This window comes from Streptomyces sp. NBC_00287 (assembly GCF_036173105.1).
In the GTDB taxonomy this organism is placed as follows: Bacteria; Actinomycetota; Actinomycetes; order Streptomycetales; family Streptomycetaceae; genus Streptomyces.
The window spans coordinates 174,225-196,408 of record NZ_CP108053.1 but is presented as its reverse complement, the minus strand read 5'-3'; the positions used below and the strand labels follow the sequence as shown (position 1 = coordinate 196,408).

The 22,184-nt window shown below is 68.4% G+C and carries 20 protein-coding genes and 5 pseudogenes; 12 read left to right on the top strand and 13 right to left on the bottom strand.

The features are described 5' to 3' along the window. Nucleotides 1–111: 111 nt before the first annotated feature. On the bottom strand, nucleotides 112–1,083 hold the full coding sequence (locus OHT76_RS01075; RefSeq protein ID WP_328876426.1) for a DMT family transporter: 972 nt from the start codon (nucleotides 1,081–1,083) through the stop codon (nucleotides 112–114). A gap of 51 nt (nucleotides 1,084–1,134) precedes the next feature. On the opposite strand from OHT76_RS01075, the gene OHT76_RS01070 reads away from it, so the two are divergent. The 3 genes from OHT76_RS01070 (at nucleotide 1,135) to OHT76_RS01060 (ending at nucleotide 2,688) form a co-directional block, all read left to right on the top strand. Further along, nucleotides 1,135–1,659 (top strand): MarR family winged helix-turn-helix transcriptional regulator, encoded by a 525-nt coding sequence (locus tag OHT76_RS01070; RefSeq protein ID WP_328868787.1) that lies wholly within the window; start codon nucleotides 1,135–1,137, stop codon nucleotides 1,657–1,659. Nucleotides 1,660–1,839: 180 nt separating this feature from the next. Next, nucleotides 1,840–2,229, top strand: coding sequence for an IS110 family transposase (locus OHT76_RS01065; RefSeq protein ID WP_328868786.1), 390 nt, complete (start codon nucleotides 1,840–1,842; stop codon nucleotides 2,227–2,229). Between the two features lie 306 nt (nucleotides 2,230–2,535). Next, complete coding sequence (locus OHT76_RS01060; RefSeq protein ID WP_328868785.1) at nucleotides 2,536–2,688, top strand: transposase; 153 nt, start codon at nucleotides 2,536–2,538, stop codon at nucleotides 2,686–2,688. Nucleotides 2,689–2,882: 194 nt separating this feature from the next. Here OHT76_RS01060 and OHT76_RS44065 read toward each other — a convergent pair. Together OHT76_RS44065 and OHT76_RS01055 are read right to left on the bottom strand one after the other, a co-directional pair. Beyond that, nucleotides 2,883–3,280 (bottom strand): annotated as a pseudogene (locus OHT76_RS44065) (transposase); the annotation flags it as partial. 126 nt (nucleotides 3,281–3,406) lie between these two features. Continuing rightward, entirely contained in the window at nucleotides 3,407–3,895 is a 489-nt protein-coding gene (locus tag OHT76_RS01055; protein WP_328868784.1) for a hypothetical protein, read from the bottom strand. 280 nt (nucleotides 3,896–4,175) lie between these two features. Between OHT76_RS01055 and OHT76_RS01050 the strand changes: the two genes are divergently transcribed. The 3 genes and pseudogenes from OHT76_RS01050 to OHT76_RS01040 all read left to right on the top strand — a co-directional run bounded on the left by OHT76_RS01050 (nucleotide 4,176) and on the right by OHT76_RS01040 (nucleotide 6,332). After that, nucleotides 4,176–5,135, top strand: a complete 960-nt coding sequence (locus OHT76_RS01050; RefSeq protein ID WP_328868783.1) for an XRE family transcriptional regulator — start codon at nucleotides 4,176–4,178, stop codon at nucleotides 5,133–5,135. Nucleotides 5,136–5,305: 170 nt separating this feature from the next. Continuing rightward, a complete protein-coding gene (locus tag OHT76_RS01045; RefSeq protein ID WP_328868782.1) occupies nucleotides 5,306–5,578 on the top strand; it encodes a hypothetical protein in 273 nt (90 codons plus the stop codon). Then, a pseudogene (locus OHT76_RS01040) lies at nucleotides 5,563–6,332 on the top strand (transposase family protein). Before OHT76_RS01045 ends, OHT76_RS01040 begins: the two are co-directional and overlap by 16 nt. 57 nt (nucleotides 6,333–6,389) lie before the next feature. Here OHT76_RS01040 and OHT76_RS01035 read toward each other — a convergent pair. The 5 genes from OHT76_RS01035 to OHT76_RS01015 form a co-directional block, all read right to left on the bottom strand. Continuing rightward, entirely contained in the window at nucleotides 6,390–7,133 is a 744-nt protein-coding gene (locus OHT76_RS01035; protein WP_443049684.1) for a transposase domain-containing protein, read from the bottom strand. Between the two features lie 272 nt (nucleotides 7,134–7,405). Further along, the gene (locus OHT76_RS01030) at nucleotides 7,406–8,140 is read right to left on the bottom strand and encodes a siderophore-interacting protein (RefSeq protein ID WP_328868780.1); all 735 of its coding nucleotides are present in this window, start codon (nucleotides 8,138–8,140) and stop codon (nucleotides 7,406–7,408) included. Nucleotides 8,141–8,164: 24 nt separating this feature from the next. Next, a complete protein-coding gene (locus OHT76_RS01025; protein ID WP_328876425.1) occupies nucleotides 8,165–8,584 on the bottom strand; it encodes a TetR-like C-terminal domain-containing protein in 420 nt (139 codons plus the stop codon). A gap of 78 nt (nucleotides 8,585–8,662) precedes the next feature. After that, nucleotides 8,663–9,172: a TetR/AcrR family transcriptional regulator C-terminal ligand-binding domain-containing protein gene (locus OHT76_RS01020; RefSeq protein WP_443049904.1), complete on the bottom strand. Its 510-nt coding sequence runs from the start codon at nucleotides 9,170–9,172 to the stop codon at nucleotides 8,663–8,665. 231 nt (nucleotides 9,173–9,403) lie between these two features. Further along, a complete protein-coding gene (locus OHT76_RS01015; RefSeq protein WP_328868779.1) occupies nucleotides 9,404–10,630 on the bottom strand; it encodes an MFS transporter in 1,227 nt (408 codons plus the stop codon). Between the two features lie 73 nt (nucleotides 10,631–10,703). Between OHT76_RS01015 and OHT76_RS01010 the strand changes: the two are divergent. Together OHT76_RS01010 and OHT76_RS01005 are read left to right on the top strand one after the other, a co-directional pair. Continuing rightward, nucleotides 10,704–10,889: pseudogene (locus OHT76_RS01010) on the top strand (hypothetical protein); the annotation flags it as partial. A 306-nt stretch (nucleotides 10,890–11,195) separates the two neighbouring features. Next, nucleotides 11,196–12,074: an ABC transporter substrate-binding protein gene (locus tag OHT76_RS01005; protein WP_328868778.1), complete on the top strand. Its 879-nt coding sequence runs from the start codon at nucleotides 11,196–11,198 to the stop codon at nucleotides 12,072–12,074. Nucleotides 12,075–12,130: 56 nt separating this feature from the next. Here OHT76_RS01005 and OHT76_RS01000 read toward each other — a convergent pair whose 3' ends face one another. Beyond that, the gene (locus OHT76_RS01000) at nucleotides 12,131–14,911 is read right to left on the bottom strand and encodes a SpoIIE family protein phosphatase (protein ID WP_328868777.1); all 2,781 of its coding nucleotides are present in this window, start codon (nucleotides 14,909–14,911) and stop codon (nucleotides 12,131–12,133) included. 938 nt (nucleotides 14,912–15,849) lie between these two features. Here OHT76_RS01000 and OHT76_RS00995 point away from each other — a divergent pair. Together OHT76_RS00995 and OHT76_RS00990 are read left to right on the top strand one after the other, a co-directional pair. Further along, nucleotides 15,850–16,128, top strand: a complete 279-nt coding sequence (locus tag OHT76_RS00995; protein ID WP_328868776.1) for a hypothetical protein — start codon at nucleotides 15,850–15,852, stop codon at nucleotides 16,126–16,128. Nucleotides 16,129–16,261: 133 nt separating this feature from the next. Next, nucleotides 16,262–16,849: pseudogene (locus OHT76_RS00990) on the top strand (DUF4246 family protein); the annotation flags it as partial. Between the two features lie 10 nt (nucleotides 16,850–16,859). Here the strand turns inward: OHT76_RS00990 and OHT76_RS00985 are convergent. The 4 genes and pseudogenes from OHT76_RS00985 to OHT76_RS00970 all read right to left on the bottom strand — a co-directional run. Continuing rightward, a pseudogene (locus tag OHT76_RS00985) lies at nucleotides 16,860–16,940 on the bottom strand (IS5/IS1182 family transposase); the annotation flags it as partial. 58 nt (nucleotides 16,941–16,998) lie between these two features. Further along, complete coding sequence (locus tag OHT76_RS00980; protein WP_443049683.1) at nucleotides 16,999–17,628, bottom strand: DUF4291 domain-containing protein; 630 nt, start codon at nucleotides 17,626–17,628, stop codon at nucleotides 16,999–17,001. A 286-nt stretch (nucleotides 17,629–17,914) separates the two neighbouring features. Then, the gene (locus OHT76_RS00975) at nucleotides 17,915–18,712 is read right to left on the bottom strand and encodes an alpha/beta fold hydrolase (protein WP_328868774.1); all 798 of its coding nucleotides are present in this window, start codon (nucleotides 18,710–18,712) and stop codon (nucleotides 17,915–17,917) included. Between the two features lie 593 nt (nucleotides 18,713–19,305). Next, on the bottom strand, nucleotides 19,306–20,508 hold the full coding sequence (locus OHT76_RS00970) for a low temperature requirement protein A (protein WP_328868773.1): 1,203 nt from the start codon (nucleotides 20,506–20,508) through the stop codon (nucleotides 19,306–19,308). Nucleotides 20,509–20,915: 407 nt separating this feature from the next. Between OHT76_RS00970 and OHT76_RS00965 the strand changes: the two genes are divergently transcribed. Both OHT76_RS00965 and OHT76_RS00960 read left to right on the top strand, forming a co-directional pair. Further along, nucleotides 20,916–21,245, top strand: coding sequence for a PadR family transcriptional regulator (locus OHT76_RS00965; protein ID WP_328868772.1), 330 nt, complete (start codon nucleotides 20,916–20,918; stop codon nucleotides 21,243–21,245). After that, nucleotides 21,242–22,078 (top strand): HD domain-containing protein, encoded by an 837-nt coding sequence (locus tag OHT76_RS00960; protein WP_328868771.1) that lies wholly within the window; start codon nucleotides 21,242–21,244, stop codon nucleotides 22,076–22,078. The genes OHT76_RS00965 and OHT76_RS00960 overlap by 4 nt, the downstream gene beginning before the upstream one ends. Nucleotides 22,079–22,184: the final 106 nt, after the last annotated feature.

The window sequence follows — 22,184 nt, the reverse complement described above, 5'->3', positions numbered from 1 at the left end:
CTCCGTGGCACCGAGACCGAAAGTGATCCAGAACCAGGTTGGGGGTGGCGCAAGTTCCGTGAGGAAATCACTGTCCGTGATTTCAGCGGCGTGTGGTGCGATGGCGGGACTTCACTCGTCCTCGTACATATCCGGGCCGGCGCCCTGTCCACATCTCCGCTCCTCACGAGGTTTGCGTATGGAGGGCGCTTGCGCGGGACGCTCGTCGGATACCGGATGGAGAGGCGCCTGACTGTTATCGCGTCGGCCGGTGCGCTTGGGTTGGCCCAGGACGACTCCGGCCAGGACCAGGAACAGTCCGCACAGTTGGTGAACGGTCAGCACCTCTTTGGCGAACGCTGTGCCGAGCAGCGCGCCTGTAAGGGGGTTGAGCAGTCCCAGCAGTCCGACTGTTCCCGCGGGCAGGTGCTGTAGCCCGGCGAACCAGACGGCGAAGGCCAGCGCGGTGGCGACCAGGGAGACGTAGCCGAACGCGAGGAGCGACGGCGTGGAGAATGCGGGCGGAGGGCCCTCCACGGCTGCGGCGACCGGGAGCAGGAACAGGCCTCCGGCGGTGAGTTGCCAGGCGGTCGCGGCGAGCACATCGGTGGCGGCGCTCCACCGTTTGGCCAGGATGTGTCCGAAGGATGACACCAGCATGGCGGCGGCCGAGGCGAGGACTCCCGGCATGCTTGCTCCTTCCACGCCGGTGAGCAGCATGAGACAGACCCCGCCGAGCCCGATTGCGGCGCCGGCCAGGTGGGCGATCCGGGGCCGCTCGGACACCAGGGGCCAGGCGATGAGCATCATCGTCAGCGGCGACACCGCCATGACGGTCGAGGCGACGCTCGTCGGAAGCAGTTGGGAGGCGGCGTAGACGAGGACGAAGAACACGCTCATGTTGAGCAGTCCGAGCACTGCGGACCGCCACCACCACGCGCCGCGGGGCAGCTGCCTGCGCAAGGCCAGCAGGACGAGGCCGGCGGGCAAGGCCCGCAGGGCGGCCCCGTACAGCGGGCGGTCGGCCGGCAGGAACTCGTGGGTGACGAAGTAGTTGGTCCCCCAGGCCACCGGCGCGACTGCGGTCAGTGCCACCCAACGCAGATTAGCTTCCATGGAAGCCAATATAACTTCCCGGGAAGCTACCATGGGTACATGGAGCATGGTGAACCGCTGGACCGCGTGGCCCGCATCCAGGCCGATTGGCGCCGCGAGCGTCCCGACGTCGATATCACCCCGCAAGGAGTGATCGGCCGACTGCACCGTCTGGCCGACCGGCTTACCGAGGAACTCTGCCTCGTCTACGGCCGCTACGGCCTCAGCGAGGGAGAGTTCGACGTCCTGTGCGCCCTGCGCCGCGCCGGGGAGCCCTATGAGCGGGCACCCGGCGAGCTTGCTGCGCACACCATGGTCACCACCGGCGCGATGACGAAGAGAATCGACCGCCTGGAGCGAGCCGGGCTCGTCACCCGCCGCCGTTCCGACGACGACCAGCGCGGCCGGATCGTCGCCCTCACCAGACCCGGACGCGAACTGATCGACCGGGCGTTCGCCGACCACATGCGCAACGAACGACACCTGCTGGATCTGCTGACGCCCACCGAGGCCGAGGCACTCGAAACGCTGCTCACCACCTGGCTCTCCCGCATGGAACATCCGCGTACTCCCGGCCGCGAGTAACCGGCCGGCACGGGCCCGCCGTGCTCGTTGCCGCCCTCGGGCTGGCTCACTGATAGCGTGCCGCCGCCGGCCGGCACCCACGCGGTGTGGTTCGACAGAGGCATGACGGTGACACGGTGACCTCAAGTCAGGATGCCCACCGCACTCCGTCCGCTGTCCGATCGAGCGCGAGGCCAGCCTGTGATCCTGATCGATGTTGATCCCCACAAGTCGTCCCACACTGCCGTCGCTGTCGATGCTGCGGGCCATCAGGTGGCCCAGCGCCGGTTCGCCGTCAACGCGGGCACCTTCAACCAGGTGATGCGCAGGTGCGAGCAGTGGCCCGAGAGCCGCTTCGCCGTCGAAGACGCCCGCGGCCTGGGCCGCACGCTCGCCCAGCAGCTGGCCGCCGCGGGCGAGAACGTGGTGGACGTGCCCTCCACCCTGTCGGCCCGTGCCCGGCTGCTGGCCACCGGCGGCGATCGCAAGACCGACGCCAACGACGCCCGCCGCGTTGCCCAAGTCGCCCTGTTCCGCCAGGACTTGCAGCCCGTGAGCCTGAGGACCAGACCACGATCCTGCGGCTGCTGACCGAACGGCACGACGACCTGGTCCACGAACGCACCCTCGTCCTCAACCGACTCCACGCCGTCCTGCGCGACCTCCTGCCCGGCGGAGTCCCGGCCGGGCTGTCGGCCGACAAGGCCGCTGCCACCATGAAGAGGGTCCGCCGGTGACCGCCACCGACGCGTGCCGCCGCGACATCGCCCGTGACCTGCTGGCCGACCTGCGCCGCCTGGACCGCCTGGACCGCCAAGTCAAGGACAACGAGGCTGAGATGCGAGAGGCGCTCGCCGTGACCCGGCATCGGCTCCGACCCTGCCGGGCCTGGGCACCGTGCTGGCAGCCAAGGTCATCGGGCACGTCGGCGACGTCAGCCGCTTCCCCACCAAGCACCACTTCGCCAGCTACACAGGCAGCGCACCCCTGGACGCCTCCAGCGGCGACAATGTCCGCCAACGGCGCAACACCGGCGGAACCGCGCGCTGAATTCGGTCCTGCACATCATCGCCGTCTGCCAGATCTGCGACAGCGGGCGCGGGCAGGAGCACTACCTGTGCAAGAACGCGGAAGGGGAGACGCCCGCGGCGGCCCGCAGAGTTCTGAAACGACGGCTGTCCAACGTCGTCTACCGAATCATGAAACGCGACCACGGCACCACGTCGCTGAAGCAGCCTTACACCTTGATCCGTCTTGCGGTCTCCGCGCCCGTATACGTAGCAGAACAGCCGGTCGTCGCTGGTCGGGGCGTCCGGGCGGAGCCAGTTGCTGACATCCACGGCCAGCACGATCCGGGCCCGTCGTCCACCCTCGGCAGCGGCAGGCCGGTCAGCATGCGGCGCAACCGCGTTGGCTCCAGCCGCCCCGGTCCAATGCGGCGTACAGGGCCCCGTGCCCCTCGGTGCTCGACCTCCAGACAGAGCTCGACCAGGGTCTTCACCGGCCCGTCCGCGCACAAGATCGCGTCGGTGCGCTCGAAGAGCGCATCGGCACGGCGGTACAGGCAGTCGTAGAAGTCGACCCAAAAGCGGGACAACACTCTCAATACCTCACGTGCGGGCGCGTCGGCAGAGAGACTCATGGGCAGCGGCCGTTCTTTCATGCTTCGTTACTCGACATCTCGAAGCGTGAAGAACGGCCGCGTCACGTGTCCCCGGATCCTGAGGATCTCAGCAGGTTGAGTGACCTGCGTTGTTAAACGCCAAGGTCAGACCTTGTACAGCCTCCCGCACGAGTAGATTTCATTCGTGGCCGGCTTCCAGTTGCACACGTAGAACCGGACATCCTTGTAGCCGCTCCCGTTAAATCCGCGGCCATTGGTGTAACCATTCGGATCGGCGTAGAGCATGTTCGATACGTGCGGGCCGCTGCGGTCGGTGTAGTGCATTTGCAGCACGCTGCCCCACGTGTTGCCCCAGACAAAGTCCTGAACGGCAGGGGAACCGACGGATATGGAGCAGTACCCACCGCTGTCGCAGCCCCAGTACGAGTACGTTACGGAGCCGTAGCTGTGGCCGTTCGTGCTCCAGCCCTCGAAGTCACTTGCTGCAGCCGCGCCGGTAGCGGCAGTCGACGAGGCGGTCACCTGTGCCGACGCGGCCTGAGCGGGAACGGCCGCAGCGGCAGGTAAGGCCATGAGGCCGAGCGCGAGCGCGGAGCCGAGTGCGGCGGTTTTGAAGGCATGCCGAAGGCGCATGAAGAGTCCCTCTCGGTTGGGGTTGGCGCTTCTCCTGCTGTTGAGGCAGGAGGGCTGGTGCCGAACGAGCCTGCCGTCAGCCGGGAAGATCTCGACTGAGCGGCCGGGCACCACAGAGACTGCTGACTGCTGACGCGCCCAGGCAACGACAACCGGCTGTCCCGGACAGATGCGGGCTGTCCGGGCTGGTCAGGGCCTTGTCCGAATCGCGTCCCGGACAGCTGGGCGTGGCAGAATCCACTGTTGTCTCTCGTGCCAAAGCCGCAGCAAGATGACGTTCATGGGGAACCTGGGGGAGTTGTCGCCGTACGAAGCCCGGGACGCTGCCGCCTTTGTAGAGGCGATGCAGCAGCTCAAAAGGCGTTCAGGGCTGACGTATCGCCAGTTGGAGGAGCAGGCGGCCCGAAACGGCGATGTGCTGGCGCGCAGTACGCTGGCCGACATACTCAGCCGGACAAGCCTGCCGCGCCCCGATCTGCTGGCGGCGTTCGTCCGCGCCTGCGGGGACGAGCAGCGGGTCGGTGCCTGGCTGGACGCCAGGGAACGGATCGCCGCAGATATCGCTGCCGTATCCGGCCCGGCGCCCAGCCCCGGTCCCGAAGCCGACGTCACGGCCGAGGCCCACATGCAGACCGAGGAGTCCAGGGGCCCGCGGCCCCGCCGGACCAAGGGACTCGCGCTCGCGCTCGCGGCCGCACTCCCGCTGCTCGCCGTAGCCGCCTGGGGGCTGCTCCACGACGACTCCGACGATCCGAGCACACCGGCTGGTTCATCCACTGCTTCCCGGACTCTCACCGACGGCTGGATCACTATCCGCCCCGCCCGCACGCCCGACCTCTGTCTGACCGACGGACGCGACCGCGACGGCGCCTACGACAGCGCCGTCGCCGTCCAACTACCCTGCGCCCAGGCCACCGTGCCGCGCACGTACCTCGAACCGGTCGGTGAGGACCTGTACCGCATCCAGTGGCACCACCCCCAGATGGGAAAGGGATGCCTGACCGTCATGGGCGAGGACCAGATCAAGGGGATGCTCGAACCCCGTAAGGACTGCACGCAGGGCACCCTGTTCCGTCTGGAACCCACCGCAGCTGACAGCGCTGGGGCTTTCCGGCTTCGCCCGGCCCACAGCAGCGGGTGCGTCGGCATCGTCGACAACGACACCACCGAGGGAGCCGAAGCGATCGACGAACGCTGTACCGGAGCGGCCGACCAACGCTTCCTTATCCGAACGGACTGACCACCCTCACCCAGGCTGGCTGTGGCTTCCGAGATGGGCCGTGACGCAGAGACACTGCCGGATGGCCCACCGGCTCGGATCCGACCAGGTCTTCCACGAAGGCAACTCGGTCCTGAGATCACCCGCGATCTCAGCTTCCCGGCCGAGCGATGGAAAGGCCCTCCCAGGCGATGGACGACGACGCCCGCTGGGCCGCCGCCCGACGCCTGCGGCACGACGACACCCTCAAGCCCGAAGACCGCCTCGCCGGCCTGCTGTTGCTCCTCTATGCCAGTGGCCCGCTGCGATCTCCCGGCTCACCATCGACCACATCGAGGAGACAAATGGAGGGTGTTCTGCTTGGCCTTGAGGGCCTCGCCGCCCTCGCCCTCGACCTCGTCGCCCTAAAGCGTGTTGCACAAGGCTCTGAACTGGGCATCTCCTGGGTATGGCCGGGGTGTTGAGGGCTGAGCGGGTGTGGGTGGAGACGTTCACCGGGCTGCAAGTGGCTCAGTTTGCACGCCTGTTGAAGGTGGTCCGGGAGCGGGGCGGCAACGGCACGATGCAGGGCCGACCATGGTCCCTTCGCTGGCCGAGCGGGTGTTGGTGGTGGCGGTGTACTACCGCACGAATCTGACGATGCGGCAGCTGGGCCCGCTGTTCGGGGTGTCCTCCTCGACGGTGTGCCGGGTCATCCAGCGGCTGGGTCCGCTGCTCGCGCTCGAGCCCGTCTCCCGCCCGGCGGATGCCGCAGACCGATTGTGGATCGTGGACGGCACGCTGATCCCGGTCCGGGACCGGAGCGTGGCCGCCTCCAGCCGCAACTACCGGTTCTCCGCGAACGTGCAGGTCATCGTGGACGCAGACACCCGGCCGGTGATCGCGGCCGCGCGTCCGGTGCCGGGCACCACTGCGGACGCTCACGCCTGGCGGCGCTCCGGCCTGGCCGCGCACTGCGAGGGGGTGACGGTGCTGGGCGACGGCGCCTATCTCAACTGCGGCATGGCCGTGCCGCACCGAAAACGCCCGGGACGGGCCCTGCTCCCGGGTGAGGAGGACGACAACGCCGCGCACCGCAAGGTCCGTGCCCGGGTGGAACACGTCATCGGCCGCATGAAGAACTACAAGATCCTCCGCGACTGCCGGCAACGCGGCAGCGGCCTCCATCACGCAGTCCAGGCCATCGCCCACATGCACAACCTCGCCTTGGCAGCATGATCAGAACAGCAGAAACCCGGGTCTGACCTGCCCGAACACAGCCTTGTGCAACACGCTTTAAGGGTTGTCCCTTAAAAGATCAGGTGTATGAGGTTGGCCCCACGTGGCCCCGCTTTCCCACTTCTGGGGCGTCTTGGTGATCTGGGTGATGTCCGAGCCGTCGCGCTTCATGATGTACAGATCGGCGTTGCCGCCGGAGCGGGCCTGGGCGAACATGATGTGTTTGCCGTCGGGCGCGAAGCGGGCCAGACCGTAGAAGATGGTGCTGCTCTCCTTCGTGAGCCGGTGCAGGCCGGTGACGTCAGGGCGGATCGTGTAGATCGCGCCGCCTGGGGCGAAGCGCGGGCCATCCGGGTAGGTGGTGAGGAGGATGCTGGCGCCGTCAGGCGACCAGTCCGCGCGGTCGCCCGCTCGCAGGCTCCAGGGGGTGAGCCGCCGGTTTCCGGTGCCGTCCGCGGCCGGGCTGTCGGCGACGTCCCAGCAGGTCCCGTCCACCGCCAGCAGTCGCAGTCCGCGCCAGAAGGCGCCCGGGGTGGCTTCGGTGCCCATCGGTTTCGCGGTCGTGGTGAACAGCACCCGCAGTGGTTCCGGGCCCAGCCGCTGCCGGGCCCCAAACAGCGACGACTTCGCCGGGACATGCCAGGTGCCCAGCAGGCCCAGGCCCCGCAGCCCCTCGACCAGATGCCGCATCACGTCCAGATACGGAGCAGGCGAGAACAGGGCCAGCCCCAGCACGAAATACACCACCAGCCGGGCCGGGAGTAGGCGTTTGCGTTGCTCCACACGACCACAGGCGGCCACCACCCGATCCACCAGACCTGGCGGATAGACCCAGGTCAGCAGGCCTAAACCCGATAACTCAGAGACGCTTGCAGCGACCCGAACCACCCCTGGGACCACTACACAGCAGCGTACGCCCGCAAGCTAACGCAACGGCATTGGCACTAAACCTCGTCTGTCCTGAATGCGTGCACGTCAGGAGGGTGAGTACGGCCTGGAGGAGGGTGCCGATGCGGCCCGCTGCCACCCGGGGCCGTACACCGGACTGCGCTCCGATTGAGCCCGCGGTGTCGTCAGTCCGAGGCCAGTGGGTCGCGGTGGTCCGCCTCGTCCCGTTTCCAGTAGCCCTTCGCGTAGGCGCGGTGACGATCCAGGCCGATGCCTTCCAAGAAGTGGCGGCGGAGGTCCCGGACGGCTCCGGACTCTCCGGCCGCCCACGCCGCGACCCGTTCGTGCGGCGGGACGGGGGCTTTGCGGACTGCGTCCCGGAGGGCTTCTCCCTTCGGGACGCCCGCGGTGCGGTGTACCCACACGAGGTCCAGGTCGGCCTGCCATGACATGTCGGCTTCGGCTTCAGGTCCCTCCACTTCCAGGTAGACGGCGCCCCGCATGCCGTGCGGCAGGCTCTCGGCGATGGTGAGGACCGCGGGCTGGGCGCTCTCATCACCGGCCAGGAGATAGAACTCGGCGTCGGGGTCGGGGCGGAAGGCACCCTTGGGGCCGCCGAAAGAGACCTCTTGACCCGGCGTGGCCGCTTCCGCCCAGCGTGCCGCTGGGCCGTTGCCGTGCAGGACGAAGTCGATGTCGATGGTCGGCTTTGCCGAGGAGTAGTGGCGGACCGTGTAGGCGCGGCCTGCGGACTGTCCATCGAGGGGGTCGGTCACGAACAGCTTCACCCACTGGGTGGGTTGGTCGCAGTGGAAGGCCGACATGCCGGGCCCTCCCAAGGTGATGCGCGCCATGCGCGGGGCGATCCGGGAGACCGACTCCACCGTGGCCGCGTAGCGGGTCCGGCGTGCGCGGAACATGAAAGGTGGCCTTTCCGCGGGATGTCAGTGGTATGGGCGAGATACGGGGCGGGCGTCGGCGCGCGGCGAGCCGGGCCGGTCGGCCAGGGCGGCGGTCAGGCGTCTGACGAATCGGAGATCCATCGGCTGCCCTGTGGTGAAGGGCCGGTAGAAGACGGGGCCCACTGCCAGATCGAGGAGCTGGTCGGCGTCGTGCCGGCTCAGAGCGGGGACCGGGGCGGAAGCGAAGGCGTCGGTCAGCCGTGCGCGGTCGTTCTGCGCCTGGCGCGCCAGCACCCGACCACGCAGTGGCGTGGCGGTCGCCGGGTCCTGCAGCGCATGGCCGATGAGGGCGAACAGAACATGCCCCGTGGAGGACCGTGTGAAGACGTGGCTCCAGTGGGTCACGTGCTGTTCCAGTGCAGCCGCCGCGCTTTCGGCTTGGGACGGCCCAGGGATTTTCATCAAGCTGGGCGCCAATTCACGCACGGAGGCCGTCATCGCGGGGATCCGGAACGGCTCCATAAGCCTGCACAGACGCCTTCAGGCTCCGGGTTCAGTGGAGGCGAACTCGTGCGCCAGCGTGAGGACGTGCCGGGCCGTGGTGTCCACGAGCTTCTTGTCGATCGGCTTGCCGAACACCAGAACCCGGTAGTACAGCGGCCCGAGCAGCAGATCCACGAGGTGGTCGACAAGCCGGTCGTCGACGGTGACGGGGTCAAGGGCACGCGCGAGGAGCGCGCCCAGGCCGGCGATGTCGCGCTCGCGCTGGTCCCGCAGGAAACCGCCACGCAGCGAGGCGGCGGTTTCCTTGTCCAACTGGGCATGCCCGAGCAGAGCCTGCATCACCTGGCCGGCCGGTTCTGCGAAGAAGTCGGCCACGCGCTGAAGGTGGTCCGTGAGGTCGTCCTCGGGGCTGCCTTGCCCGGTACGCCACTCCAGCGCCTCGCGGGCGTCGTCGGTGAGTGTGTCGAGGAGGATGTCGACCTTCGACTTCCACCAGCGGTAGATGGTCTGCTTGGCCACGCCGGCGCGCTGGGCGATGCCTTCGATGGTCAGGGCGGCGAATCCCCGCTCGACCAGGAGGTCGTCCGCGGCGTGGAGGACCGCGAGCCGGACGCTCTCGCTGCGTCGAGGGCCGGTTCGGCTGATGACGGGGTGCTGGTCGCAGGCCGGTTGGGGTTTCCGCGTGGCGCTGATGGTTCTTTCACCTTTCGGGCTTCGAATGGGTCCCTCAATTGTGGCAGGGCCGGGTTCACCGAGATGTGATGTGTGCGAACCGGCTCATGCGGCCTTCTTGGGGGGACGTACCAGGCTGAGCAGGACGCCGAGGGCGAGCGCGGCCACCACGGCGCTGAACGTCTCGCCTGCGGGGCGCAGACTGGTCTGGCGGATCAGGACGCCGACGCCGATGGCGGGCACTGCGAGCATCGAGTACAGGATGGCGAAGAAGGTGGAGACGGACGCGCCCCGGTGCTGTGGCGCGCTGCGCGTGGTGATGCTGCCGATGCCGTGGCCGACCGCGATGCCCGTCGCGAGGCCGTTCACGGCAGCGCCGGCGAGCAACGGGGTCAGGGTGCTGGTGGCCATGGCCGTGGCGATCAGGGCGGCGGCGCCGATCAGGCCCAGGCAGGCCACGGGCAGCTCGGTGCTGGGCTTGAGCGTACGGACCAGGAGCTGACCGAAGGCCGTGCAGGCGAAGGCGATGAAGACCACCAGCCCGGTCAGAGAGTGGCTGGACTCGTTCAACACGGTGCCCAGGAACAGCCCTGTCACGGCGGTCAGTACCCCGAGTACGGCGAATCCGGCGCCGCCGGCCATGGCCGAACGCAGGAAGTCCGAGCGGATCTCGGCGGGAACGTGCAGGGGCTGGAACTGAAGCGAGAAGCCAGAACGGTGCTCTGAACTCTCACCGTGCAGCAGGACGCCGAGCGTGCCGATGGCGGCGAGGACGAGCATGACGACCCAGGGTGTACGCAGCGGGGACGGCGCGAGATTGGCCAGGATTCCGGCCAGGAGGGTGCCGCATGCGAGGCCGCCCATGTTCGCGAACAGGGCGAGGGTGGCGGGCTTGACCCGGCTGTTCTGGCCGAGCCGTTCCGCGAGGGAGGCGGTGGCCGCACCGGTGACGAGGGCCGCTGAGAAGCCTGAGACAACCCGCGCGACGAGCATCGCCGCGACGTTCTGCGCCAGTAAGAAGGCGACCGCGGCGCATACGGACAACAAGGTTGCGGCGATCAGTACCGGACGCCGTCCCACCTGGTCGGAGAGGCGCCCGAAGGCGAGCAGGCCGACCACGACGCCGAGGGCGTAGACGGCGAAGACCACGGTGACGGTGAACGGGGTGAAGCCGAAGGCGTCTCCGTAGAGCGGGTAGAGCGGTGTGGGTGCCGTAGTGCCCGCCATGGTGATCCAGAAGGCGAAGGCCACGCTGAATACGGCGAGACCGCTGCCGCGAGCCCTTGTCGAGGAGCCTGCCGGGCTGACGGCGCGGAGGGTCGAGTTCCCCACTGAAGTGGCCTCTCGTGAGTGTGGATGTGGAGCGGCAACGGGAGGGAGACATAAGGCAAGACTTACCGTTGCGTCTACCGCGGGCGTCAACGAAGCGGGCGCACCGCAGTTCGGCACGGCCGAGGACTTCGCCAAGTACGAGGGCGTCACGCGTCTTTCGCGGTTCAAGGCCGTGGGCAACAAGCTCGACTTCGGCACCGAACAGAAGATCCTCGACGTTCCAGCCGACCGGGGCATCTGCTGCCACGTCGGCGGCAAGACCTCGAGGGGGCTCGCGCGCAGGGTGTCGGCGGCGACCTCGTTCCGGAGCGCCGAGGAGCCACGTCCGGTGGGCGACCCGCTCGTGACGTCACGGCACTGCCCGGCTGGTCACGCCGGAGTGCGGCGTGACCGGGGCACGGCGCGACCGGGAATTGGCTCGTGCTTCCGGCAGGCCACTGCGAGACCTCCGGAAGACGGGCGACCGGACCCGCGCCCCGGAGTCCTCCGACGTGGCTCCAGCAGTCGTATGGTTCGGGGTGATTTATGGTGACTCAAGGAGTATGCCCCTACCGGAGGTGCAATGATGCGCGCCGCGGCAGCGATCATCTCTCTGGCTGTCGGCGTGGCGCTCATCGCCGCGGCAGCGGCTTGTGACCAGGACGGGTCGGAGTCGTCGGACGTCCAGTACGGCGACTGCCCGGTCTCGGGACAATACGGGGAGTTTCACCTATCACCCGAGACGGCGGGTGCCCTCACGGTCAAAACGACCCTGCCCGCGCCCGGCTGGTGGAACGGTGACACGCCGGACTCCGTCAAGAGCGGCTACGAGTACTGCATGGCCGCCAACATCGCCTACCGGTCCGGACTCGACCGGGTGAAGGTGAAGAACGCCCCCTTCCCGGAGGTCGTGTCCGGCCGGACCAAGGACTTCGACCTGGCCCTGGCGCAGATCACGATCACCCCGGAACGGAGCAAGGTCGCCGACTTCTCCCCGCCCTACCTCTCCTCGACCCTGGGAGTGCTGATCAGGGACGGCGAGAAGATCAACGAAGACAACATCCGTGACGTCCGTATCGGAGTGGCCGAGGGCACCACGGGCGAGGAGTTCGTCGCGAACCGCCTCAAGCCGACCAAGCCCGTCACCGCCTTCGCCAACGACCCGGAGCTGATCACGGCGCTGACGGAGCGACGGATCGACGCGATCGTCCACGACACGACCATTCTGCTGGCGTATCCCCAGAAGCAGGACAGCGGGGTGCGCCTCGTGGGCCAGTACAGGACCGACCAGGGTTACGGCGCCCTCTACCCGAAGGGGTCACCCGACAAGGACGAGCTGGACCGGATCGTCAGGCAGCTGATCGACGACGGGACGCTCGCCAAACTGTCGGCCGTCTATCTCGGGGCTGCTTTCGGCCAGGACCCGGCCAAGATCCCGTACCTCACGGTCGACGACGGCTCCTGAACGCTCCGGGCGTGCGCGCACCCAGGGTCGTGCGGCGGTCCCGTTTCCGTCCTGCTTCACAGGCCCGCCATCAGGAGGCCGCTCAGATCCCCGGCGGCTCCGGAATGGAGTGCCTGCTCAGCCCAGATGATCTTGCCTCGGTCGGTGTACCGGGTCCCCCAGCGGCGGGACAGCTGCGCGACGAGAAACAGACCACGGCCCCCCTCGTCGGTGAGGGTTGCGCGGCGCAGGTGCGGGGAGGTGCTGGTGCCGTCGGCGACCTCGCAGATCAGGCTGTCGCGGTCGCGCAGCAGCCGCAGACTGATGGGGCTCGCTCCGTACCGGATGGCGTTCGTCACCAGTTCGCTGAGGATCAGCTCGGTCGTGAAGGTGGCCTCGCCGAGCCCCCAGGCATCCAGCCTGCGGGTGGCCTCGGCGCGGATGCGGGGGACGGCCGCGGGGTCGTCGGGCACCCCCCACTCCGCGACCTGATCCGGGTCGAGCAGCCGGGTGCGTGCGACGAGCAGGGCGATATCGTCACTTGACCTGGTGCGCAGCATCGCGTCGAGCACCGCCCGGCAGGTGTCGTCGGGGGTGGCGCCGTCCGTATCGGCGAGCGCCTCCCTCAGCATGCCGAGCCCGATGTCGATGTCACGGCCTCGGGCCTCGATCAGTCCGTCGGTGTAGAGGACCAGTCGGCTGTCGGCGGCCAGCCGGAGTTCGGCCGTCTCGACCGGCAGACCTCCTCCCACGCCGAGTGGCGGGGCGACGGGGATGTCGGGGAAGGTCACGGAGCCGTCGGGCGAGACCAGCGCCGGACCAGGATGACCGGCCCGGGCGAGAACACACCGCCCGGAGACCGGGTCGTAGACGGCATACAGACAGGTGGCACCGGTGACGGCATCGGTCTTGCCCTGGGCCGCCGCGTCCTGGTCGATCCGGCTGATCAGGTCGTCCAGGTGCACGAGAAGCTCGTCCGGAGGCAGGTCCAGGGCGGCGAAGTTGTGCACCGCGGTCCTCAGGCGACCCATCGTCGCGGCGGCGTGCAGACCGTGTCCGACGACGTCGCCGACCACGAGGGCCACCCGGGCCCCCGGCAGCGGGATGACGTCGTACCAGTCGCCGCCCACTCCCGCCTGGGCGGGCAGGTACCGGTGCCCGACCTCCAAGGCGGACACCTCGGGGAGTGCACCGGGCAGCAGGCTGCGCTGGAGGGTGACGGCCGTGGTGTGCTCGCGGGTGTAGCGGCGCGCATTGTCGATGCACACGGCAGTCCGTGCGGCGAGTTCCTCGGCGGGGGACAGGTCGTCCGACTCGAAGGGGTCCTGCTCCGAACGCCAGAACTCCACGACTCCGAGCAATTGGCCTCGGGCCCGGAGCGGCACCGAGATCATGGAGTGGATACCGTAGGTGATGACTTTCTGGGCCCGCTCCGGGTTCTGGGCCCGCCATCCGTCGGCCGCGGCGAGGCGCGCCACCAGCACCGGCCGGCCGGTGGTCACCCCGATGGCCACGGGGTTGTCGGGCGCGTAGCGCATCAGCGTCCCGACGGGGTAAAGGGGCGCATCCTCCCGGATGCCCGCGGCTGCGATGCGGCGCATGTCCAAACGCGCCCCCGTCGGTTCATCACCGAGAAGCACGGGCTCCACCAGTTCGACGGTGGCGAAGTCGGCGAAGCGCGGGACCGCCACCTCGGTCAGCTCCTCGGCGGTGCGCTTCATGTCGAGGGTGGTACCGATCCGCGTACTGGCCTCGTAGAGCAGTCGCAGTCGCCCGCCCGCCACGTCCGCCCGGCCCGCGAGGGCGCGCAGCTCCGTGGTGTCCCGCAGGGTCGCCACGCTGCCCCCCTTCGGGCCCACCGGCCGCACGTTGACCGCGAGCAGGATGTCCCCGGCCAGGAAGACCCTGTCCGTGGCTGCCTGGCCCGATCCCAGCAATTCGGCCAGGGCCGGGTTCAGCCCGAGCCCCGTCACCGGCCTGCCCTCGGCCTTCGGCGGCAGTGCGAGCAGTCGGCGCGCCTCGTCGTTGACGAGCAGCAGTCTTCCGTCTCCGTCCAGAATGATCACGCCTTCACGGACCGCGTGCAGCACCGCTTCGTGGTGCTCGTACATGCGGGTCATCTCCACCGGCCCCAGGCCCCGGGTCTGGCGCCGCAAGCGCCCGCTGACCAGTGCCGACCCGCCCGCGGACAGGAGCAGCGCGGCACCGCCGGCGGCGAAGATCACCGGCAGTTGGTTCTGCACCACACTGGTCACCTTGTCCACCGTGACCCCCACGGTGACGAGGCCGACGGCGGTCCCCTTGTCGTCGAAGACGGCCACCGTCGAGTCGACCGCCTTGCCCAGACTGCTGTCGAACGTGGTCTGGTGGGGCTCGCCTTCGAGCGCCTCGCCGTAGGAGGTGGAGACGTGCTTCCCGATCTGGTCCGGGTCCGGGTGGGTCCACCGGAAGCCGTAGGGGCTCAGCGCCACGACGTAGTCGACGCCGGTCTTCATGCGCACCGCCTCGGCATGTGGCTGGAGTTCCGCCGTTGGGTCATCGCTCGTCATCGCCTCCGCGGTACCCCGGGCGTTCGCAAACGACTCGGCGGCCACCAGTGACCGATCGCCGGCCTCCTGGATCGCGCGGTTGCGGTCCTGGATCACGAGCACCACCACGGCCGTGGCGATGAGCAGCAGGAGGACCACCAGTTGCAGCAGGAAGACCTGACCGGCGACGCTGCGTGGCTTCAGCAACGACAGCACACGTCGGCCGGCCGCATGGTGACGGGCCTCCGGGCCGGTTTCCGGCGGCCCGGCCTTCGGCGGCACGCGGTCGCCCCGTCGGCTCGCCAGGACGAATCGCCCAAGTCTGCCCATTTTCTCAGTATCAGTGACCGGCCCGGCGGGCGCGGCTCAGGACGGGCCCGCCGGGCCGGTGCCGCGGCAAGCGGGGAGTCGTCCGTATGCGGACCCGGCGGCGGACACGGCGCACCATCCCGGTCCCGCACCCGACGGCCCGCCCTGGCCCGAAGGGAAACGAACCGGGATCCGCGGGAACCCGGGCCGAGGCGAGCCCGCGGGCGGCATCGGCATCGTGGGCATGCCAAAGTCGACTGGGCTAACACTCTCGCGCACCATGCTCGGGCAGGCGGTGTAGATACGGCCGGAGCGTGCCGCGCCGCCGGAGTGGCTGCCCCGGTCGTACGGCTGCGACTGCTCGCCCTGCCGGATGGGGTGGTCGCACGCCACGTACATGCGGACGCCGGTCAGCGTCCCGTCGTGGCCGCACAGGGCCAGCAGCGACCGCGAGCGGGCGGGTGTGGACCACGGCGTCGTACACCAACGGCCTGGACGGCGACCCACGTCCGGCGTGCCTCATCCACGCAGGCGAGCACGCAGTACCTTGGCGCGTCGTCAGCGGGCAGTACCGCGGCGGCCTGGTCGACCTTCGTGCCCTCGCGGCTCTTGGCGGAGGTCATGACACTGCTTGCCGTCGCCGTCGGCGAGGCAACCGCTCACGATCGCCGTCGTCAGCACCCCCGCAGATGGTCGGCCATCGTGCGCCGGGCGATGGTGAGCAGCCAGGCAGTGAACCGGTCCGGCTCGTGCAGCCGCGGCAGTCCGGGCGCACCATCAGACGCCTGGACCGATCGTCCTTGCTCGCAGTACCTGCCTGTCCCGCGTCCCGCATCACCCAAACGGTCGGCACCAGCGTAAGAAAGGTTCACAGCATCGGAGTCATCGCGCGTTGCCGTCTTTTAGCTCGCAGACTTCACGTAACAGGCGACGTGGCAGTCAGTAGCCAGGAGGTTGGCATGGTGGATGCGCCGGATGAGGACGTTGAATTCCGCAGCGCGATCAAGGAAGTGTTCCTCAGGTACCCGGAGGCGCAGCGCAAGTACGCGCTGGCGAGCCTCGACCTCGAAAATCGGATGAAGATTGATTTCGACAAGGAGGTCGGAGTCTCCAGGGTCGAGGGCAGAAAGATCATCACGGAGTTCCGGGACCGTGAGTCCGTGATCAGGATGCAGCTCTGCCTGAAGTGGAACTTTGACTACACGCAATGCCTCCACTGGGAGGAGGCGCCGGAGTAGCAGGTGCAAGGATCCCGACCCTGGTGCGGTCTTGTCGGTACCTGCTCGGCTCAACGGTCTCCTCGGCGGCGGAGAACTGCTGCACGCAGACGGCCACATAGGAGCGAGGAAGACGGCCGCAAGGCTGATGCGTGAGGCCTACAAGGAAGCCCTTCATGCATGGGAGCAGGCTCAGGACGATTGGTGGGAAACCGCCGACCGGTGATTCCGGACGCCCCGGCCTTCACCCCGCCCGAGTTGCCCGATGACTCCGCCCGAGTCGACCTTCGCGGCCGCCGTCTCCAAGTCATCGTCAAGCTCGCCACCATTCATCTCACCCCGGACAAGCCGGAGTACCCCGGGGGTTCCTGGCATGTCGAGGGGATGATGAACGAGCGGATCGTTTCGACCGGCATCTACTACTGGGACAGCGACAACATCACCGAAAGCCGGCTGAGTTTCCGGGCGGCACTCGACGAGGACGAAGATGCTCTGAACCAGGTGCTGGGATCGGTATCGACGCCGGCGGGCCGCTGCCTGGCGTTCCCGAACATCCTGCAACACCGCGTCGGCTCATTCCGCCTGACGGAACCCACCCGCCCGGGATATCGCAAAAATCTCGACCATGACCCTGGAGCAGGCCAAGAGCTACCGTGAACAACTCATGCAGGAACGCAAGTTCTTCGTCGACGAACACAACGAGCAGCTCTACGAACGAGAGTTCTCCCTCTGCGAGCGCTGAACCTAGTCTGTCCTGAATGCGTGCAAGTCAGGAGGGTGTATACGGCCTGGAGGATGGTGCCGATGCGGCGGGTCGAGCATCTGGCCCGCCGGGATGTCGCCCCACCCCACCCTCCCGACTTGCAGGACGTCTCAACTGATTACCTGCACTCATTGGTGCAGGTGATCCAAGAGTCCGTCGGGCATGGGGTAGGGGCGTTCTTGGGGTAGAAGCTGCTGGGCGACTTCGAGGTCGCCGTCCCGCACATGCCCGTGGATCTCGCGCGCGAGGGCGGTTATGTCGGTGATGGAGACCGTCCACTCGTCTGCGTAGCGGTGTGCGGCTTCGCCGACGAGCCCGAGCTGCAGCGAGCGGTAGTGAAGGGGCTGCAGATGCATATCGCGCTCGGGGTCCCATTGAACTCGAGCAGGGGCCCGCTTCAACTGCCGCTTCCAGGCGGCTCGGTCGGAGTGCAGCCCGCGCTCGTAGTGGGACAGACATGCGTGCTGCAGCGCCCACTCGAAGCCCTCGCGGGTGATCTCGACTGCGAGGACTGCTTCCTGACCCTCCTTGGTCCCCCATCCACAGCGGTACATCATCCACAGGAAGGACGGCTTGATCCACGTCATCCGATCTCGCTTCCAGGTCGCCGGGAAGCGGCCCTCCTGGGCTGCGGGCAGGCCGATCTCTGATGCATAGGCCTGGTAGACAATGATCGTGGAGTCGGTGTAGCGGGCGCGGATCTGGTGCTTGAGTTCTGCCACGGTGACAGCGTGCGGACACTGTTCGATGCGCGCCATCGAATTACCTGGTCGTCGATGAGGGGAGGGCCTCGGTCAGGAAGCCTGCGTCGATGCCGGTCCAGATAGCGGCGATGGGTGCCTCCGTGCGGTTGTGCTGTTGGCTCTTCCCACGCACGACCTCGCTGTCAACTCCCTACAGAGCGATGATTCGCAATTCCCAATCGGCAGCCGAGTCGTCGCGGGGCGCCGAGCGGCAAGTCAGTCGATGGACCCGTGTGACGGCGATCGGTTGGCCGACGTGCTGCAAGGGCGGGAGGACGTGTCCGGGCTCTGCGACGGGCAGCTACGAGGATGCGCGAAGCAAGGGCCTGATCGTACGGACGAGTTCCTCGGGGTGATCCCACTGCGGCGTGTGTGCGCCCGGGGTCTGCACGACCTCGACCCCGAGTCGGGCGGCGAGCCAGGCGGCGGCTTCGTGGAAGTAGTCCGGTGATTCCTGGCCGACCAAGACCTGGGCAGGGGCGGTGATGTCGGCGAGCGTCGCATCGTCGGGGCGGTAGGACTCGAACGTCCCCATCTCGACGCCGAAAAGAGTCTGCCCGTTCGAGGTCATCCTCTGGCGCAGGTCCGGGTCCAGGCGATCCCAGTTTTCGTCGTCCGCAGCGAATCGGATGAAGTGCTCTACGGCTGTCTGAGGCCCCCCGGCGGCCATGCCCGCTTCGATGACCGGCCCCACGACGGCTTGGGCTTCACCCGGGTTCTCCAAGACTGAGAAAAGCGTGATCTCGTGCAGGAGGGCGCCCCGGACGACGCCCGGGTGGCGGATGAGCAGGTCGAGGGCGGTGATCGCCCCATAGCTGTTGCCGAACACGGCGGCGGGAGCGAGCGCGAGCGCGGTGAGAAGTGCTGCGGCGTCGTCGGCCTGCTCAGGTACAGAGGTGGCCCCCCACCCGCTGGGGCGGGGACTGCGGGAGTTGCCGCGCCGGTCGTAGGTGAGCACGGTGAATTCGTCGGCGAGCAAGTCCGCGACTCGGTCGAAGTGTCCGGCATCGCCGGTCGCGCCGGAGATGAACAGCACCGATGGACCATTGCCCCGAAGCTCGTAGTAGATGTCTGTCCCGTTCACGGCAATCGACGGCATAGCGACTTCCTCAGCTGGACGAGGGCCTTCGCGCCTCTGCGAGATCCTGCTGTCTCGCTACCTGTGCGCGTTGGACGCCGCGCGCGGTGTCGCCTGTGGTGGGCGCGTCGAGCGGCCAAATGGCGGTCGCCGACTGTCCCTTGTCATCTTCTAGCTCCCGTGATCTCGTACGCAGCCCTCCGCTCGCTGAGTATCGATGTGGACGGTTGGGGCGTCGTCGGCTTGCGCTGCTGAAGCGCCGTCAGGATCCGCCCCCAGCAGCGGAATGGGCAGCACAATGCGAGGGAGGCGGGTGTACGTCCGCCAGGAGTTCACGGATTGCTTCCGCGCCTCCGCGTGCCCGTAGTGGGTGAGTGCCCGCTGAGGGTGAGTCACAGGCGTCCAGCGGGGCGTGGACACGTGCCGTGGACTCTGCCTCGATCCCGGACCGTTCCCTGTCGTTGGCACGGTGTGCGTTGAGCGCGGGAGGTGGCCGCCTCGCACGTCCTGCGGAATTGCCGGAAGCGGCGGGCCGTGCGGCGTCGCCATCCTGCCGTGGGCGGGCGCTTGCGCGACCTTCCCGGCCTGCGCGCACGAGTTGGCCGGATCGGGGCTCAGCTGGTGGCGCTCACATGGGGCCGGGCGGTGGTGTCCTGGACGAGGACCAGGGCGGTTACGAGTGCGGCCAGGAGGGCCAGCGCGACGAGCGAGGGGACGAAGGTGACAGCGGGTCCGGCGACGAGGCAGACGGCTCCGCCGGCGAGGAGGAGTGGGGAGCGATGGTGCGTGGTGCGGATGAGCAAGGCGGCCGAGGCGAGGAGGAACACGCCGACGCCGCCGGGCAGGGCCCAGGCAACGACACCGTGGAGCGGTTCGGCCAGGTCGTAGTGGCCGGTGTCGGCGATCTGTGTGAGGGCCTTCTTCATGCCGAGGGCAGTGATCACGATTCCGGCCACGAGTGGAAGATGGAGGAATGTGTACGCGTCACGGGCCAGCCGGGTGCGGTCGTCGCCGGTCACGGTGGTCAGCCGCTGCTCGACCGCCTCGGCGAGTTCACGGAAGTACAGGCGCCACAGCCCTGCGGAGATGAGCAGTCCCAGGGCAGCACCGGCTACGACCGGGGTGCTCAGTGCGAAGCCGGAGACGCCGACGCCGATGGCGACGATCGACTCGCCGAGGGCGATGATGACGATCAGGCCGTGGCGCTCGGCGAAGTGGCCGGGTGAGGCGACCCGCCAGCCCGATTTTCCGGTGAAGAAGATGCCCAGGTAGTCGATGACCACGGCGGCGAGCCAGATCAGGATCTGGGTCGTGCCGGTGAACGCCGCACCTATGAGGAGCAGGGCGAAGGGCGGGGCCACCGAGAGCAGGGCGGTACGGCGCAAGACGCGGTGCAGTGCCTGATCGGTGGGGTCGGAGAGCCAGTACGTGACCAGGTGCAGGACGCGGACGGCGCCGTAGCACAGGACGAAGACCAGGGGGGCGGGCAGTCCGCCGGGCGCGTCGTCGTAGATCTCGGGCACGGTCAGCGACACGATCAGGACGACGGCCATGACGGAGACCAGCACGGTGAACATCGCGCCGGAGTCGGCCCGTACGACGTTCCCCAGCCAGGCGAAACAGCACCAGCACCACCACAGCAGCGCCAGCGCGACCATCCCGCCGAGCAGCCGCAGCCCGCTCGGGTCGGCTGCCATCAGCGCTGTGACCTGAGTGATCGCATACACGAACACCAGGTCGAAGAAGAGCTCGGCCGGTGTCACTCGGTGGCCGCCCTCGGTGGCGACCAGTCGCGCCCCCTCGCTATTCGCTACCACAACTCCCCCTCCGGGCCGCCCCGCGGCCACGGGCGGAACGATAACCCACTGGCTTTGGCCGAGGATGGCTGTTGCTGCGTACTGGAGTTCGCTTTCCGCGTATGTACGGATGAGGGAAGCGGCCCTCCGTTTCGGGCGGCCGAGCCCGGCCCGGATCGGCGAGGTGGGACACCCAGGTACGCACGCCGAACTTCTGAGGGCGCCCGGGCGCGGAGCTGCTGGGTTGGGTGGACTGGCTGCCCGTCATGGGGTGATGCAGAGGGGCCTGTTGGGGGTGTGGTCCGGGCCGCGTGGTCGCGCCTGCGGCCTTCTGGGGGTGGGCGTCGGGGGAGTGTCTTGTGACATGCCGTTATCCCTAGACAGCCTATATATAGGCTATGTAGAGTACGAGTATGGGGAGTTTGCGTATGACCCTGCAGACCCAGCTGGTGCTGCGGGCTTTGCTGGAAGACCCCGCCAAGGAGCGCTACGGCCTTGAGCTGTGCGAGGTGGCAGGGTTGCCGTCGGGCACGATCTATCCGATCCTCGCCCGCCTGGAACAAGTCGGCTGGGTGGACAGCACCTGGGAAGACCCGGCCGTCCATGAGGAAGCCGGCCGTCCGCGCCGTCGCTTCTACCGGATCACGAAGGACGGTGCCGAACGCGCGCGGGACGCTCTCGCCCGCGCCTACCGCGCCCGTAAACAGCCTCTGCCAGGGTGGGCCGCCCGCCCGGCTGCCGATGGGGGAGTGTCATGAGGGCCCGGCGCCGGTTGTCGCCCCGACCGATCAGGCGCCGCCCCGGCACCCCGTCCCTGGACAGCGTCCTGGCCGTCGTGCGAACGCATCACCCGGACGCCGACACCTCGCTCATCCAGCACGCCCACGATGAGGCCGACGTCTGGCATGCGGGCCAAACCCGCCGCAGCGGCGACCCGTTCCTGACCCACTGCCTCGCGGTTGCCGCCATCGTCGCCGACATCGGCATGCCGCCGGCCGTGATCTGCGCCGCCGTGCTCCACGACATTGACGACACGGCCTGCCCTCCGGGCCGTGTGGCCGAGCACTTCGGGCAGGAGATCGTCGATCTGATCGCAAGCGTCCGCACCGCCCAGCTCAGCACGATCCCACTCAGCGCCCTCAACTTCGACAGCGCAACGCGGGCAGCGCTTCAACCCACGTGCGAGGAGGCCGTGCTGGCCATCCGCCTCGCCGACCGGTTGCACAACATGCGCACCATCGCGTTCGTCGCCCCGACCAGGCGCTATCGCGTGGCCCGTGAAACCCTCGACGTCATCGCACCGTTGGCTCGTACGGCAGGCCTGACCGAGGTGAGCCGTGAACTGTACGACCTCTCCTCGGCCGTCCTCCAGCCCACCTCCACCGCGGCGGTCACCACCCGCACGCTGTCCATGCTGACCCTGTTACTTCCCACCCCGACGCGCGCCCGGTGGCGCGAGGAATGGCACGCCGAACTCGGCACTCTCTCCACCCGTCGCACCCGCACTCGTTTCACGCTGCGAGTCCTCCTCAGCACACCCAGGCTGTCGTGGACGCTGCGCCGCCCGGCCTCCGGGGAACGACGATGGTGAGCACCGCGGCCCGTATCGCAGGTATGTTGGGTGCGGTGGCCGCTTTCGTGATTGCCATGTCTCGTGGCGGCCTGCCCGCCTGGACGACCGGAGCATTCACGGCAGG